Raw genomic sequence first — 15,730 nt, forward strand, 5'->3', positions numbered from 1 at the left:
GTCTAATGGTAGATCTTTGATCTGATAAGTTGATTTTAAATGAGCTTTTGCTCTAATATGGTTTTGTAAAGAAACGTCACTCACTTAACATTTATTTCTTTTAAAGAAAGGGACTGCTATGGCCGATTCATTCCAGAATGAGGTGCCCAAGGCACGCATAAACTTAAAGCTGGCTCTGCATACAGGTGGCGCGCAGAAGAAAATCGAACTGCCGCTTAAACTCCTCACCGTCGGTGATTTCAGTAATGGAAAAGAGAATCGCCCATTATCGGAAAGGGAGAAAATTAACGTCAATAAAAATAACTTCAACAGCGTACTTTCGGAATTTAACCCGGAAGTGAATCTGACGGTTCCTAACACAATGGCCGGGGATGGTTCGGAAGAAAGCATAAAACTGAATTTCTCCGATATTAAGGATTTCGAACCTGAACAGGTTGCCCGCCAGATCCCCCAGCTCCGCGCCATGCTGGCCATGCGTAATTTATTACGCGACCTCAAATCCAATCTCCTTGATAACGCCACTTTCAGAAAAGAACTCGAGAAAATTCTTAAAGACCCGGCGCTGTCTCAGGAATTACGCGACGAAATGAGTGCACTGGCCCCGAAATAAGCGGCATGTGTAATTTAATGGATTAACCGGGAATATGCTGATGTCTGTGAATACTGAAACCGCCTCCGCGCAGGGGCAGACCACCGTACTGGAAAAAGAGGGCGTTTACGCCTCCCTGTTTGAAAAAATCAACCTGACCCCGGCCTCCAGCCTGGGGGATATCAATGCGTTTCTGGATGACGCCGCGCTTTCTGACGCTCCGGCGGGTGAACGCCTGACGGCGGCGATGCAGGTGTTTATGGACTGCATCCGCAAATCCGGTCAGCCGGTGGAGAAGCTCGACAAAACGCTGATTGACCACCATATCGCTGAGCTGGATTTCCAGATTAGTCGTCAGCTGGATGCCGTAATGCATCACCAGGAGTTCCAGAAGGTGGAGTCCCTGTGGCGCGGCCTGAAGCAGCTGGTGGACAGCACCGACTACCGCCAGAACGTGAAAACCGAAATTCTGGATGTGTCGAAAGAAGATCTGCGTCAGGACTTTGAAGACGCGCCGGAACTTATCCAGAGCGGCCTCTACTGGCACACCTATACCGCCGAATACGACACCCCGGGCGGCGAGCCGATTGGCTCCGTGATTTCATCCTATGAATTTGACGCCAGCCCGCAGGATGTGGCGCTGCTGCGCAACATCTCTAAAGTGTCAGCTGCCGCACATATGCCGTTTATTGGCTCTGTCGGTCCGAAATTCTTCCTGAAAGACTCCATGGAAGAGGTCGCTGCAATTAAGGATATCGGCAACTACTTCGACCGCGCCGAGTACATTAAGTGGAAATCCTTCCGCGACACCGACGACGCCCGCTACATCGGCCTCGTGATGCCGCGCGTGCTGGGGCGTCTGCCGTATGGCCCGGACACCGTACCTGTACGCAGCTTTAACTACGTTGAGCAGGTGAAAGGCCCGGATCACGAGAAATACCTGTGGACCAGCGCGTCGTTCTCCTTTGCGACAAACATGGTGAAGAGCTTCATCAATAACGGCTGGTGCGTGCAGATCCGTGGCCCGCAGGCGGGCGGGGCGGTGAAAGACCTGCCTATTCATCTGTACGATCTGGGTACCGGCAACCAGGTGAAAATCCCGTCTGAGGTGATGATCCCGGAGACCCGCGAGTTCGAGTTCGCCAACCTCGGCTTTATCCCGCTCTCGTATTACAAAAACCGCGACTATGCCTGCTTCTTCTCGGCGAACTCCGCGCAGAAACCGGCGCTGTACGACACCGCAGATGCCACGGCCAACAGCCGCATCAACGCACGTCTGCCGTACATCTTCCTGCTGTCGCGTATTGCGCACTACCTGAAGCTCATCCAGCGCGAAAACATCGGCACCACCAAGGACCGCCGTCTGCTGGAGCTGGAGCTCAACACCTGGGTGCGTAGTCTGGTGACGGAAATGACCGATCCGGGCGATGAGTTGCAGGCTTCTCATCCGCTGCGTGACGCGAAGGTGGTGGTGGAAGATATCGAAGACAACCCGGGTTTCTTCCGCGTGAAGCTGTTTGCGGTGCCGCACTTCCAGGTGGAAGGCATGGATGTGAACCTGTCTCTGGTGAGCCAGATGCCGAAAGCGAAAGCGTAACGTAAGGCAGGAAGCATGAAAACGGAACAACCGTTATGGGGCAGGGGCCAGATGGTCTCTCCCCAGCACTTCCAGCAACAGGCCGCCTATGCGGCCTGGTCTGCGGAATGTATCGCCCGACTGGGTCTCTCCCATCCCTGGGGGGTGATTAATGCCACTTTCGAACCGGATGTATTGAAGTTGGGCCGTCTACAGGCCCGTCATCTGCACCTCCGGTTCCCTGACGGGACATTAATCGATACGGACAATGCTGACGACCTGCCACCGGTGCTGGCGCTTGAGAGTGAAACACAGGACGTGGTGGTGGTTCTGGCTCTTCCGCTGCTGCGCGCGAATGGTGGCAACTGCCTTAAGCCCGATGAGGTGGCCGCGCGTCCTGTTCGCTATCGCCAGCGCTGGCGGGATGTCCGCAACCTTTTTGGCGATGATACCCGCCAGATTGCAGTGATGCGGCCAGAGCTGACGTTGCGATTTGCCCATCAGAACAACAGCGATTACCTGACCTGTCCGGTTGCCCGCCTGCAACAAGATTCGCAGGGGAACTGGGCACTTGATGAGACATACCTTCCGCCGCTGTTGGCGTTACTGGGCAGTCGCTGGCTGATGACCCAGCTGGAGCAACTGTTGACGCAACTGCGCGCCCGTCTGGGCCGCCTGATGGACATGCGCCGGGAAAGTAATGAGCGCATGGCGGATTTTGCCGTAGCCGATGTTTCATTGTTCTGGCTGCTCAATGCCCTGAACAGTGCTGAGCCCGTGCTGGGTCAGTTTCAGCGCCACCCGCAAAGCCCGCCTGAGCGTCTCTATCCGGAGCTGGCAAGGCTTGCAGGCAGCCTGTTGACATTCTCGCTGGAGCATCAGGTCAGTGCGATCCCGGCATGGCAGCATGAGCAGCTGAATAACGTCTTCCCGCCGCTGTTTGATTTACTTGGCGATCTTCTGGAAGCCAGCCTGCCATCGCGGGTGGTGGCAATTGAGCTTGAGCATGATGACCGGCTTCACTTCTGGCAGGCCCGTCTGCATGATCCACGTCTGCGCGAAGGAGCTGATTATTACCTCTCCGTGCGTTCACCGATGCCGGTGGCACAATTGCAGGAGCAGTTCCCGCGCCAGTGCAAGGTCGGCAGTCCCGATCATGTCAGGAGTATCGTCAATTCATCGCGGGTGGGCGTCCCTCTGATGCCGCTGCGCCATGTGCCGGCAGCCATTCCACTACGCCTGGAAAATCAGTATTTCAGCCTTGATGTCTCTCATCCCCTGGCCATCGAAATGTTCCAGAGCGGCACCTGTATGTTTTACGTTCCGGGAATGCTCGCCGAGCCTGAACTTGAACTCTTTGCGGTACTGAGAACATGAATGATCGTAAACGCGCTACTGCCGCGTTCATTGATATTGATGCCCTGTTACAGGACACCTGGCTACAGGTGATCAGTCTGCGTCACGGCCCGACATTCCAGGACGGGGAAGGGCGTACGCTTTGGGAGCGCTGCATCGACGATGTCGGGCGTGTGCAGCGAGAACTGAAAGCGAGCGAACTCGATGAGGCCAGCTGCCAGCATATTCTTACGGCACAGTGTGCGCTGCTTGATGAGGCAGTCAAAGGTCGCGGTGTGGAGGATGACGCCTGTATACAGTGGTATGACATTCCCCTACAGGGATATTTCCTTGGCACCATGGACGCCGGTGACACGTTATGCGATCGGATGCGTGATGTGCTGCGTGAACCGGCTCCTGACCACGCCGTTGTGACCTGCTTCCAGCGAGTCATGATGCTCGGATTCCTCGGCAACTTCCGCTCCCTGAACGATCCTGAGCGGCAGAAACTCATGAATGCACTGAATGAATATGTTGCGCCGTTCAGCTATTCACAACCCCATCCCGTTCTGGCGGAAAGCCATGCCGGACGGGGGATAGGGGGGTGGCTGGCATCATGGCCTATGCGCATTGGCCTGAGTGTGGTGGTGGTCACCGCATTATGGTGGGGACTGGATTGCTGGCTGGATCAGACACTGCTTACCCTGCTGCCGGGAGCCGTGAAATGAGCCCTGCACAACAGCGCGGGCTTGCGCTCTGGGCTGCCCTGCTGAGTGCAGTGGTCTGCCTGTGGTTTCTGCCAGCATCCCGTCTGGTTTCCATTCTCGTCCTGCTGGCGGTACTGGGACTCATCATAGCGTTCTGGGCTGTCGCCTGCCGTCGCGTGCAGCACGATTTCACCCTGTGTCTGGAGGACCTGCCTGAAGCCAATTATTGTCAGCCCGTGGTACTGGTCTGTGGCGATCTGCCGCTTGCCTGGCCGCATCAGTCACCTGTGCTTACTGTCACGCAGGGCTGCTGGATCCGTGTGGAGGATCATCTGGAACTGGAGCTGGCCGCCCGTCAGGTACTGTGGTTGCGCCCCGACTGGGGACGTCAGCTGTCAGTGATGGTCAGTGTTTGTCCGCAGCAGCACCCTGACAGTGAGCGCCTTACCAGTCGTTTGCTTGCCCTGCGCTGGCAGATTAGCCGGTTGCGTAAAGCAACCGGCCATTCTGTGCCACTGGTTCTGAATGGACAGGTCGGCAGTGCGATGATGAATGACATGCTCTGGCAGACGGCGATCCTGGGGGAAGGGGTAAAGGTCTGGAGTGGGACTTCAGCGCCTGGCTCAGTTGCTGAATGGGTTAATACTGGCGGAACGCCTGCGATGCAGCAACAGGTGCTGATGAACAGCCTGATGAGCTGGTTCCAACAGCACGTCCAGGCTGTCCTTATGGATGAAAACCCCGATATTCCTGTCATTGAACCTGTTGCGGTTCTGTGGGGATTGGGTCCGATCCTGGCCGGAAGCATGGCCACCTCTATCTGGACAGCGTGGTTGTCCCGCCATACTGCGATGCAGCAGGTGTCTGGCTGGCAGCCGGCGGGAACGGACAGTACGGTTATTTCCCTGTTCCCGAATTTTGTCCTCCCTTTACTGCCAGAAGGACGAGGCCTGACACCGCATGGACGAACCTGGCGCGGTGCGCTCGGAATCTTCACGCTGGCAGCCATTGCTGCGCTACTCAGCAGTGGCTGGAATAATCGCCAGCTGCTGCAACGCGTGAGCTTCGATATTGCACGCTATGAACGTATACCGATGAATGACTCCGGGCCGAAAGCTGACGCCGTTGCCGTGCTGCGCGAGGATGCGGCATTGCTGGACGACCATGCACGTAACGGCGTACCGGCCCGGCTGAGTCTAGGTCTGTATCAGGGCGGACGTCTGCGTATGCCAGTGCTGAATACGATTCGCTCTTATGTGCCTCCGCCTCCGCCGCCTGAGCCGGAACTCAAACCGGTACCGAAAATCATCCGCCTCGACAGCATGTCGCTGTTCGATACCGGAAAGTGGGCGCTTAAACCCGCCTCAACAAAGCTGCTGGTGAACTCACTGGTGGGGATCAAGGCGAAGCCCGGCTGGCTGATTGTGGTGGCGGGCCATACCGACAGCACCGGGGATGACCAGTCCAACCAGGTGCTGTCGCTTAAGCGCGCGGAGTCGGTACGCAACTGGATGCGGGATACCGGCGACGTGCCGGAAAGCTGTTTTGCGGTGCAGGGCTATGGTGAAAGCCGTCCTGTCGCCACCAACGACACCCCGGAAGGGCGTGCGCTCAACCGCCGTGTCGAAATCAGTCTGGTGCCACAGGCGAATGCCTGTCAGGCGCCGGGCACGACCCATGCGTCATCGCAGGATGATGGCGCTGATAACAATGTAACGGAGTAATTAACATGGCAATTCCAGTCTATCTGTGGCTGAAGGACGACGGCGGCGCGGACATCAAAGGGTCCGTGGACGTTCAGGATCGTGAAGGCAGTATCGAAGTGGTGGCCCAGGAGCACAACCTGTACATCCCGACCGATAACAATACCGGCAAGCTGACCGGCACCCGTATCCACACGCCTTTCCTGTTCACCAAGGAAATCGACTCCTCCAGCCCGTACCTGTACAAGGCGGTGACGACCGGCCAGACCCTGAAATCGGCTGAGTTCAAATGGTACAGAATCAATGACGCAGGCCAGGAAGTGGAGTACTTCAACACGAAGCTTGAGAACGTGAAGCTGGTGAAAGTGAATCCGAAGATGCATGACATCAAGGACCCGGCTTTCGAGAAGCACAACCACCTCGAGCAGATTGAACTGCGCTACGAAAAAATCACCTGGACCTACAAGGACGGCAACATCATTCATTCCGATTCCTGGAACGAACGCGCCACTGCGTAAGAGCCCTGAGCAGACGGTCAGCCGTCTGCTTTTTTTGCTGAGCGCCTGCACTGACGGGTGGTCAGCAAAGAAAAACACAATCTGCCTGCCCGACCTGATGCGCTTTGGGTTCCTGAATAACAGGGAACAGCGACGGGCGGTAGCGTGTCCGGAACTGATAAAGAGAGAGTCTCATGGAAAATCCAGCCATCCTGTTACGCCGTCTTAACCCTTACTGTGCCCGCGCAATGGAAGGGGCCGCTTCCCTGTGCCAGACCCGCGCCCATGCGGAAATACTGCCTGAGCACTGGCTGCTGAAACTGCTGGAGCAGGGTGAGGGCGACCTGACGGTGCTGGCGCGGCGCTACGAATGGGATATGGATACGATATGGCAGGATATGCTGGGTTTTCTGGACAGCCTGCCACGGTCAGTGCGCAGCCGTCCGCAGCTTTCGGAGGGCGTGCAGTCCCTTATGCAGGACGCCTGGCTGCACGCCTCGCTGGCGGGGGAAGAGCATATCCGCAGCATTCACCTCCTGATGGCGCTGGTGGAAAAACCGAAACTGCTGCGCTGCGACGGCCTGTGGCCGCTGCTGACGCTGGCGCAGAGCCAGCTTGAGCGCCTGCGTGGACTTCTGGATGCGCAGTCGGATGAACGCCCGGAGGTGCAGCAGGAAGCGGAGCTTACGCAGGGTGATGAGGTGGAGTTTGTCGGCCGTCCGGTGAATGCGGATATAACAGGAGAGCTGAACCCGGCGTTGCAGAATGCGCTGGACAGGTTCACCCTCGACGTCACCGCCCGCGCCCGTGAGGGCAGAATCGACCCGGTCTATGGCCGCGACAATGAAATCCGCCAGATGGTGGACATTCTTTCCCGGCGCCGCAAGAACAACCCGATTCTGGTCGGCGAACCGGGAGTCGGCAAGACCGCGCTCGTGGAGGGACTGGCGCTGCGCATTCATGAGGGCAATGTGCCGGACGCGCTGAAGCCGGTCGCGGTACGCACCCTTGACCTCGGCCTGTTACAGGCCGGGGCGGGTGTGAAGGGGGAATTCGAGCAGCGCCTGAAAAACATCATCGACGCGGTGCAGCAGTCACCCCTGCCGGTTCTGCTCTTTATTGACGAGGCGCACACCATTATCGGCGCGGGCAACCAGGCGGGCGGCGCCGATGCGGCCAACCTGCTGAAACCGGCGCTCGCCCGCGGTGAGCTCAGAACCATCGCCGCCACCACCTGGAGTGAGTACAAACAGTACTTTGAGCGCGACGCCGCGCTGGAGCGTCGCTTCCAGATGGTGAAGGTGGACGAACCGGACGACGACACCACCTGCCTGATGCTGCGCGGACTCAAGTCACGCTACGCGGAGCATCATGGCGTGCATATTACCGATGAAGCGGTTAAAGCCGCCGTCACGCTCTCCAGACGCTATCTGACCGGACGCCAGCTGCCGGACAAGGCGGTGGATTTGCTGGATACCGCCTCTGCCCGTATTCGCATGAGCCTGGATACGGTACCGGAGCCGCTGACCCGCATGAAGGCGCAGCTCACGGCACTGGCTATGGAGAAGCAGGCGCTGCTGGAGGATATCGTAGTGGGTAATACCGCTCACGGCGAACGTCTGACCGCCATCGGAGAGGAAGAGGTCGCCATCATTTTGCAGCTCGACGAACGGGAAGCCCAGTACGGCCAGGAGCTGAAACTGACGGAAGAACTGCTTGCCTGCCGCACGGATATCTCCCGTCAGGGGGAGATTGCGGACCTTCAGATGCAGCTTACTGCCGTGCAGCAGAATACCCCGCTGCTGGGGCTGGATGTGGACGCGCGTACCGTCGCCACCGTTATCGCCGACTGGACGGGCGTACCGCTCTCTTCCCTGATGAAGGACGAGCAGACGGAACTGCTGAGCCTTGAGCACAGTCTGGCGAAACGCGTTGTCGGTCAGGACAGTGCGCTGAATGCCATTGCGCAACGCCTGCGCGCCAGCAAAACCGGTCTGGCGCCTGAGAACGGCCCGCAGGGCGTGTTCCTGCTTGTGGGGCCGAGCGGCACCGGCAAGACCGAAACCGCACTGGCGCTGGCCGATGAACTATTCGGCGGCGAGAAGTCCCTTATCACCATCAACCTTTCGGAATACCAGGAGCCACACACCGTTTCGCAGCTTAAGGGCTCACCTCCGGGCTACGTGGGTTACGGTCAGGGCGGCATTCTGACCGAAGCCGTCCGTAAGCGCCCGTACAGCGTGGTGGTGCTGGATGAAGTGGAAAAGGCGCACCAGGACGTGATGAACCTGTTCTATCAGGTGTTTGACCGAGGCTTCATGCGCGACGGCGAGGGGCGGGAAATTGACTTCCGTAACACGGTGATTCTGATGACCTCCAACCTCGGCAGCGACCTCATCATGCAGATGCTGCAGGAGCAGCCGGAGGCGACAGAGCCGGACCTGCATGAACTGCTGCGTCCTGTCCTGCGGGACCACTTCCAGCCCGCGCTGCTGGCGCGCTTCCAGACGGTGATTTACCGTCCGCTGAATGCAGAAGCCATGCGTACCATTGTGGAGATGAAGCTGAATCAGGTGAGCAGACGCCTCAACCGTCACTACGGTATGAAGACCGATATCCACGAAAGCCTGTACGACGCGCTGACCGATGCCTGCCTGCTGCCGGACACCGGGGCCCGTAATGTCGACAGCCTGCTGAACCAGCAGATTCTGCCGGTGCTGAGCCAGCAGCTGCTGAGCCATATGGCAGCGGGGCAGAAGCCGCATACCCTGACGCTGGGCTGGGATGAGGGAGAGGGCATAGTGCTCGAGTTTGACCGGACAGAAGGTGAGCATGCATGAGCAGTAATCTTCCCTTACGATTCAGCCACAGCCATCACCTGCTGTCGGTGAAGGGCTGCGATGCAGGGCTTGATGTACTGGCGTTTGAGGGTGATGAAGCCCTGAGCACGCCGTTCAGCTACCGTACTGAATTCACCAGTACGGACCATGCCATCAGCAAAGAGATGATGCTGATGAAAGCGGCTTCCCTGACGCTTCAGGCCCCGGTAGACCAGGGGTACGGCATCAAAATACAGCAGCCGGTGCGGGTGATTCAGGGCGTGGTCACGGGTTTTGAACGTCTGGGTACCTCAAAGGATGAAACCCGTTACGCAGTGACGCTTGAGCCGCGTCTGGCCCTGCTCAGCCGTTCGCACCAGAACGCCGTCTACCAGGACATGTCCGTCCCGCAGATTGTGGAGAAAATCCTGCGCGAGCGCCACGGCATGCGCGGCCAGGACTTCCTGTTCTCACTGAGTAAAGAGTATCCGCGCCGTGAGCAGGTGATGCAGTACGCTGAGGACGACCTGCACTTTATCACCCGCCTGCTGGGTGAGGTCGGTATCTGGTTCCGCTTCACCACCGACACGCGCCTCAACATTGACGTGGTGGAGTTTTACGACAGCCGGCAGGGATATGAGAAAGGCCTGACGCTGCCGTCGGTGCCGCCGTCAGGGCAGCACTCGCAGGGTGTGGACTCGGTGTGGGAGATGGAGAGCCGTCATAAGGTGGTCCAGAAGGAGGTCAGCACCCGCGATTACAACTACCGTCAGGCCACGGAGGACATGAACACCCTGGTTGATGCGACCCGCGGGGATGTCACCACGTACGGTGAGGCCTATCACTGGGCGGATAACTACCTGACGCCGGGCAGCGCGTATGACCGCAACCCGGCTGCGGAGTCCGGGGCGTTTTACGCCCGCATCCGTCATGAGCGCTACCTGAATGACCAGACGCAGACCGTTGCCTTCACCAGTTGTCCGGAGCTCTCTCCGGGTATGCTGCTGAAAGTCACCGGCGGGTACGAAGTGGCAGAAGTGTTTGCGCAGGGCGTGGTTGTCACGGCGATGCACAGCCATGCGCAGCGTGATGCGGACTTTTGCGTCAGGTTTGACGGTATCCCGGACAGCACTGATTTCAGTTTCCGCCCTGAGCCTGGTTCACGTCCGGTGATGGCCGGTACCTTACCGGCCCGCGTCACCAGTACCACTGAAAATGACACCTACGGGCATATCGATAAAGACGGCCGCTACCGCGTCAATATGCTGTTTGACCGTGAGAACTGGGAGACCGGGTTCGAGAGTCTGTGGGTCCGTCAGTCCCGCCCGTATGCGGGTGACACCTACGGCCTGCACCTGCCGCTGCTGGCAGGCACCGAGGTGGCGATTGGTTTTGAGGACGGCAACCCGGACCGGCCGTACATTGCCGGTGTGCTGCACGACTCGGCGCATGGCGACCACGTCACCATCCGCAACTACAGACGCAACGTGCTGCGCACGCCGGCGAACAACAAAATCCGCCTCGACGACGAGCGCGGGAAAGAGCATATCAAGGTCAGCACGGAGTACGGCGGCAAGAGCCAGCTGAATCTCGGCCATCTGGTCGACAGCGACAGGCAGAAGCGCGGTGAGGGGTTTGAGCTCAGAACCGACAACTGGGGCGCCATCCGGGCGCAGAAAGGGATTTTTATTAGTGCTGACGGCCAGGCGAAGGCGCAGGGCCAGGTCCTTGATATGGAGCCTGCACTCGCACGGCTTTCAGCAGCATTAGTGGAAATGGAATCCCTTGCTGCCTGCGCACAGCAGGCTCAGGCTCTGGCTGCCGATGTTGGCCGTCAGCAAAAACTCCTGAAGCAGAAAATTGAACAACTGCATGAAGAGGTGATTCTGGGCAGTGCGCCAAAAGGCATGGCACTGGTGAGCGGCGAAGATATGCAGCTATCAGCCAGTGATAATATGACACTGACAGCGGGTAAACAGCTGGATGTTGGTGCGCAGAATGACTTTACGCTGGCGGCCGGTAAGCAACTCAGCCTGTACAGCCGTGAAGGGGCAAAACTGTTCAGCTCGCAAAACGACATTGATATTCAGGCGCAGGGCGGAAACATCACCACGTGGTCCACGCAGGATACGCATGTTTCAAGCGGCAGGAAAATGGTCATTACAGCACAGGACGAGCTGACGCTGATATGCGGAGGCGGCTACATCAAAATCAGCGGTGGGAATGTTGAGATTGGTGGTCCGGGTAAACTGCTGATTAAGAACACGGGCGTCAGGAAAGCGGGCACGGGCAGTATGCAGGGGGTGATGAAGTCGTTTGAACCTTCTACGTTTGATGAGAAATTTGTTATCAGAAATGCATTAACCCAAGAGCCGCTTCCAGGAAAAGCCTATAAAATAACTATGCCAAACGGGTCAGTTGTCACTGGTATAACAGACGCGCAGGGGGCAACGACGCTTAATTCTTCGGATTTGATAGATGATATGATAATAACACTTACTGGTCGTTAAATAATATTAATGGAATACATATGTTAGGATTAATACTCTTTATAATGTGTTTATATTCTCTTGTAATTGGTAGCATCTTATATATTTTTATTGGCTTTTTGCATAAACCTATTGATGGTGGGTGGAAAAAAGCAGGCAAGTGGTGTATGTGTGTGGTTTTATCATATTTAATTATATATATCCTCCAATCACATGGTGTCCCAGTAATAAGATAAGTGGCGGCTTGTCTAATAGATAAAAAAGGATGCTTCTAATGAGTGAAAAAACAGATACAACCAGGGCTTTAGAGTTAAAGTATGACGACAATGGAAAACCTTCATGGCGTTCATGCCCTTCTCATAAAAATATAAAGGTCCGCGGAGGATGTGATTTACCTCCTCATCTCCCTGGTTTGATAATACTCGTCCATGGGGTTAACTCAACAGGTGAATGGTATCAAAATGCGGAAGAGTCTCTCTGCAAAGGATTAAATGACAGGTTAGGGCTCAATGGTTCTCAATTTGAATTGAAGTCGAACAAATATAGTACAGATTGTGAGAAGGAGGAAGGGAAAAGTAACTCGTCACCTTCACCTTTAGCTCGTAGAAAACTTATTGAAAATTCTGAGCGCTCTCCAATCATTCGATTCTATTGGGGGTATTCTTCTGTGAGGGGGGAAGAGGATAAATATATTATCCCGTTAGCTAATGCGGATGGTGAAGATTATCATGAAATGAAAAGAACAGGTATAAAACAAGATGACATTCAAAAAAAAGGGCCATATATATGGGGAGGTGGCCCATTCCAAAATGGCACGAATAACTTACACTCGCTTTGGAGTGACTATGGATTCGATGAGAATCTGGCGGGAATCTCTGGAGCAAAACTTCAGTATCTCAATGAAGATAAAGATAGACTTTTAACAAATGCTCCACCAAGAAAATACTATTCACATGCAGCTAAGAGATTAGCAGATCTTTTAGACCTTATCCGGGATAAATATCCAAATGATACGGTTAGTATTATCTCTCATAGCCAAGGGACAATGATTTCGCTAGCCGCAGTCGCATTAGCAAAAAAAGGGCCAGATACTCTTTTTATATTAAACTCCCCTTATGCAATGCATAATAGCCAGCTTAATGAGCTTTCAATTCCTCAGAAAGAGAGAATTTCTCCAAGCGGACGCGAAAATACATTATCATCAATAATTGAAAAAATTGCAAAGCAATCCACGCATCTGTCTTCTGTGGGTTATAAAGGGTTATGTGTAGGCAAGTTTACTGATAAAACGAATTGGAAGCCTGAAGGTGAGAATGTAATACGGGCTGGAAAAATACAAGAGCGTGATAATCATGGCAGAACGTATATTTATTTTTGCCCTCATGACCGAGTTATGGGGTCATTACCGCTTCGCTCGATAGGGTGGCAAGGGCTACCTAATGATAAAAATGGTAATCCACATCCATTAATTGTGAAATTTAAAAATAATTTGTACCAGAGGATGTTGGCCAGGAATACGCCATGCGGTTCTTATCCTGATAAGCAGACACCATTTGGTACTTTACCTGATGGAAAACCATTTTGGGATGATGATGGTGATAAATATCAAAGTAGTAGCATTACATATCCTGACCCTCCAAAATGGCAAACAGTGTTTGTAAATGCAGAGAAAGTCCCTGAGCCTATTAATCCCAGTGAGCTGGCCGAATTTGACGAAACCAGAGTAGGTAAAGAGCATGGCTCAAAACAACAGGATGGGTGGGGTGAGATAGCCCCTAAAACTGGAAAGAAAAATGACAATACATATAATAACTATGTCAATTTATATCCAAACCAAGATGTTGTAATCGGCTATAAGGAACTTCCAAGTGGTTATGTGCAAGAGATAACAAGGAAGGAAACTTTCGAAGAAAAAGATAAAAGGTTACGAACTTATGTTTCTCAACCAACAGATCACAGCACACTGCCCGGAAACAAGGAATTTATGACCAGAGTAGTAGCTTATGATTTACCGATAGGTTACTGCGATGCTACATGGGATAAAGAATTTCTTTCAACGCTCCGATATCTTGCTGATTGGACCACTGGCGCAGACCCTTATATGAACACTGGGGTTGTTGAAAGAATTAATGAACCTTCAATGATAAGTCGGGAAACGGGTATCGAGGAAATTATTCGAGAAAAGGCAAAGGAGTATGGTTATTAAATGAGTAGATACGTCGTTGTTTTAGGGGATGCCACTACGCATGATGGTAAAGTTACATCAGCCTCATCCAGTTTCGATATAGCCGGTAAAAATGCCGCACTTTTGAATGATACCGTCAGTTGCCCGGAACACGGTATGAATAAAATTATTGAATGCGATGTTTCTGCGTATGAAGAAAACGGGCGTGGAATTATATTGCATGGCTGCAAGACGCAGTGTGGTGCGAGTGTCATTGCAAGTTATGCAGCTATCAGTCAGTGATAATCTTACGCTGACAGCGGGTAAACAACTGGATGTTGGTGCGCAGAAGGACTTTACGCTGGCGGCCGGTAAACAACTCAGCCTGTACAGCCGTGAAGGGGCAAAACTGTTCAGCTCGCAAAACGATATTGATATTCAGGCGCAGGGCGGAAACATCACCACATGGTCCACGCAGGATACGCATGTTTCAAGCGGCAGGAAAATGGTTGTCACGGCACAGGACGAGCTGACGCTGATTTGTGGTGGTGGCTACATCAAAATCAACGGCGGAAATGTTGAGATTGGTGGTCCGGGTAAACTGCTGATTAAGAACACGGGCATCAGGAAAGCGGGCACGGGCAGTATGCAGGGGGTGATGAAGTCGTTTGAACCTTCTACGTTTGATGAGAAATTTGTCATCAGAAATGCGCTGACAAAAGAACCTATACCAGGTAAAGCGTACAAAATCACCATGCCAGATGGTTCTGTTGTTTCCGGTATTACAGATGCTTCTGGAGCAACGTCACTCAATTCTTCTGATGTTATCGACAATATGATTATCAGCTTAGTTAAGGCGAATTAAGATGAGATGGAATCAGTCAGACAGGAAAGTCCTCACAATTATAGCCATTATTGGTGTACTCCTGTATGCCATTTATAAAGGCTTACAGTTCCTGGCAGGAGCCAGTATGGGAGCCAGTTTTGGGGTGGGTCTGGGAGGAATGAGCGGTTCTCAGAAGGTAGAAGAGTCACGAAAAGTTGAAACAGATGCTCCGGCTCAAATTATTTATCGCATAGATAAAAATCGATACCTGACGCTGGAAAACTACATATCCTGTGATAAGGGTGGACAGGTTTATTACAATGACTCTCTGCGGGGAATAAAAACACACCTGGGATGGGATAACGATTTTTATGATTTCTCATATCGCCGGGGAAATAATATTGCGGCTTATCAAGGCTCTATTATTAATGGGGCGGATAATGGTTATCTGGCATTCCCTGGCGCATCTACCAGACAATATTGTGGTAGTGGAAGGTCAGAAACAGGTTGCCCTGTGTTTTTCTTCTTTTCAGCAGATCATGGGAACACATTTATATATAAAATTGTAGCTATGGAATACAGCACCCCAGAACGTTTTAGTCAGCTTAAAGTAGTAGTGGCTAATGATGGTGTTTATCTAAGGGATGAGTCTAAAACGGAGGATAGCTATTCTCGCCCTACAGGTCTCAATGACCTTAGCTCAGTGAATAAATTAAGGTTTTCTGACGGCAATTTAATCAGTGTTTATGATGACTGGCAGAAAAAAATTGATGAGTTAGTGAAAGAAGAACTAATAAGAAAAAAAATGCCCTATGCAAACGAGTATGGACCTAGATTTCATATATTCGACTATCTCAGAACATTAACGCCACCGAAAACACATGAGGAAAGGAATTTAATGGCAAACGAATTGTCTGAAATCCAGATTAGGATTGAAGATGAAGTTTATAAAGATGGAATTAAATTTCCGAAGCTTTCAACGTCAAGTATTGATGTTAAATATCAATGTAATAAAAATATTAAAG

General features: G+C 53.5%; 11 protein-coding genes and 1 pseudogene. All 12 read left to right on the plus strand.

The genetic code is table 11. The features are described 5' to 3' along the window. Positions 1-118: 118 nt before the first annotated feature. Complete coding sequence (tssB, locus tag IPZ49_RS19475; protein WP_003856899.1) at positions 119-610, plus strand: type VI secretion system contractile sheath small subunit; 492 nt, start codon at positions 119-121, stop codon at positions 608-610. A 40-nt stretch (positions 611-650) separates the two neighbouring features. Continuing rightward, on the plus strand, positions 651-2,186 hold the full coding sequence (gene tssC / locus IPZ49_RS19480; RefSeq protein WP_063932807.1) for a type VI secretion system contractile sheath large subunit: 1,536 nt from the start codon (positions 651-653) through the stop codon (positions 2,184-2,186). A gap of 15 nt (positions 2,187-2,201) precedes the next feature. Then, positions 2,202-3,542, plus strand: coding sequence for a type VI secretion system baseplate subunit TssK (gene tssK, locus IPZ49_RS19485; protein WP_015570415.1), 1,341 nt, complete (start codon positions 2,202-2,204; stop codon positions 3,540-3,542). Continuing rightward, a complete protein-coding gene (gene tssL / locus IPZ49_RS19490) occupies positions 3,539-4,228 on the plus strand; it encodes a type VI secretion system protein TssL, short form (protein ID WP_015570416.1) in 690 nt (229 codons plus the stop codon). The genes tssK and tssL overlap by 4 nt, the downstream gene beginning before the upstream one ends. Then, positions 4,225-5,931 carry an OmpA family protein gene (locus tag IPZ49_RS19495; RefSeq protein WP_033486880.1) on the plus strand — a complete coding sequence of 569 codons (1,707 nt, stop codon included), beginning with the start codon at positions 4,225-4,227 and terminating at the stop codon, positions 5,929-5,931. Before tssL ends, IPZ49_RS19495 begins: the two co-directional genes overlap by 4 nt. Before the next feature lie 5 nt (positions 5,932-5,936). Then, a complete protein-coding gene (gene hcp, locus IPZ49_RS19500) occupies positions 5,937-6,428 on the plus strand; it encodes a type VI secretion system effector Hcp (protein ID WP_009653685.1) in 492 nt (163 codons plus the stop codon). Positions 6,429-6,601: 173 nt separating this feature from the next. Then, positions 6,602-9,247 carry a type VI secretion system ATPase TssH gene (tssH, locus tag IPZ49_RS19505; protein ID WP_193762864.1) on the plus strand — a complete coding sequence of 882 codons (2,646 nt, stop codon included), beginning with the start codon at positions 6,602-6,604 and terminating at the stop codon, positions 9,245-9,247. Beyond that, positions 9,244-11,736, plus strand: a complete 2,493-nt coding sequence (locus tag IPZ49_RS19510) for a type VI secretion system Vgr family protein (protein ID WP_063932760.1) — start codon at positions 9,244-9,246, stop codon at positions 11,734-11,736. The genes tssH and IPZ49_RS19510 overlap by 4 nt, the downstream gene beginning before the upstream one ends. Positions 11,737-11,989: 253 nt before the next feature. Beyond that, positions 11,990-13,921, plus strand: a complete 1,932-nt coding sequence (locus IPZ49_RS19515; protein ID WP_063413165.1) for a DUF3274 domain-containing protein — start codon at positions 11,990-11,992, stop codon at positions 13,919-13,921. Next, positions 13,922-14,182, plus strand: a complete 261-nt coding sequence (locus IPZ49_RS19520; protein ID WP_072026010.1) for a PAAR domain-containing protein — start codon at positions 13,922-13,924, stop codon at positions 14,180-14,182. It abuts the gene before it with no gap. Then, positions 14,148-14,744 (plus strand): annotated as a pseudogene (locus tag IPZ49_RS19525) (DUF2345 domain-containing protein); the annotation flags it as partial. The gene IPZ49_RS19520 and the pseudogene IPZ49_RS19525, both read left to right, overlap by 35 nt. A gap of 1 nt (position 14,745) precedes the next feature. Then, a partial coding sequence (locus IPZ49_RS19530) for a hypothetical protein (RefSeq protein WP_193762865.1) occupies positions 14,746-15,730 on the plus strand: 985 nt, incomplete at its 3' end.

The organism is Enterobacter cloacae complex sp. S2 (assembly GCF_015159675.1).
Taxonomy (GTDB): domain Bacteria; phylum Pseudomonadota; class Gammaproteobacteria; order Enterobacterales; family Enterobacteriaceae; genus Enterobacter; species Enterobacter intestinihominis.

Excerpts from the sequence above, each read along its gene's own strand:
- tssB (WP_003856899.1), top strand. The coding sequence starts at position 119 with ATGGCCGATTCATTCCAGAATGAGGTGCCCAAGGCACGCATAAACTTA.
- tssC (WP_063932807.1), top strand. The coding sequence starts at position 651 with ATGTCTGTGAATACTGAAACCGCCTCCGCGCAGGGGCAGACCACCGTA.
- tssK (WP_015570415.1), top strand. The coding sequence starts at position 2,202 with ATGAAAACGGAACAACCGTTATGGGGCAGGGGCCAGATGGTCTCTCCC.
- tssL (WP_015570416.1), top strand. The coding sequence starts at position 3,539 with ATGAATGATCGTAAACGCGCTACTGCCGCGTTCATTGATATTGATGCC.
- IPZ49_RS19495 (WP_033486880.1), top strand. The coding sequence starts at position 4,225 with ATGAGCCCTGCACAACAGCGCGGGCTTGCGCTCTGGGCTGCCCTGCTG.
- hcp (WP_009653685.1), top strand. The coding sequence starts at position 5,937 with ATGGCAATTCCAGTCTATCTGTGGCTGAAGGACGACGGCGGCGCGGAC.
- tssH (WP_193762864.1), top strand. The coding sequence starts at position 6,602 with ATGGAAAATCCAGCCATCCTGTTACGCCGTCTTAACCCTTACTGTGCC.
- IPZ49_RS19510 (WP_063932760.1), top strand. The coding sequence starts at position 9,244 with ATGAGCAGTAATCTTCCCTTACGATTCAGCCACAGCCATCACCTGCTG.
- IPZ49_RS19515 (WP_063413165.1), top strand. The coding sequence starts at position 11,990 with ATGAGTGAAAAAACAGATACAACCAGGGCTTTAGAGTTAAAGTATGAC.
- IPZ49_RS19520 (WP_072026010.1), top strand. The coding sequence starts at position 13,922 with ATGAGTAGATACGTCGTTGTTTTAGGGGATGCCACTACGCATGATGGT.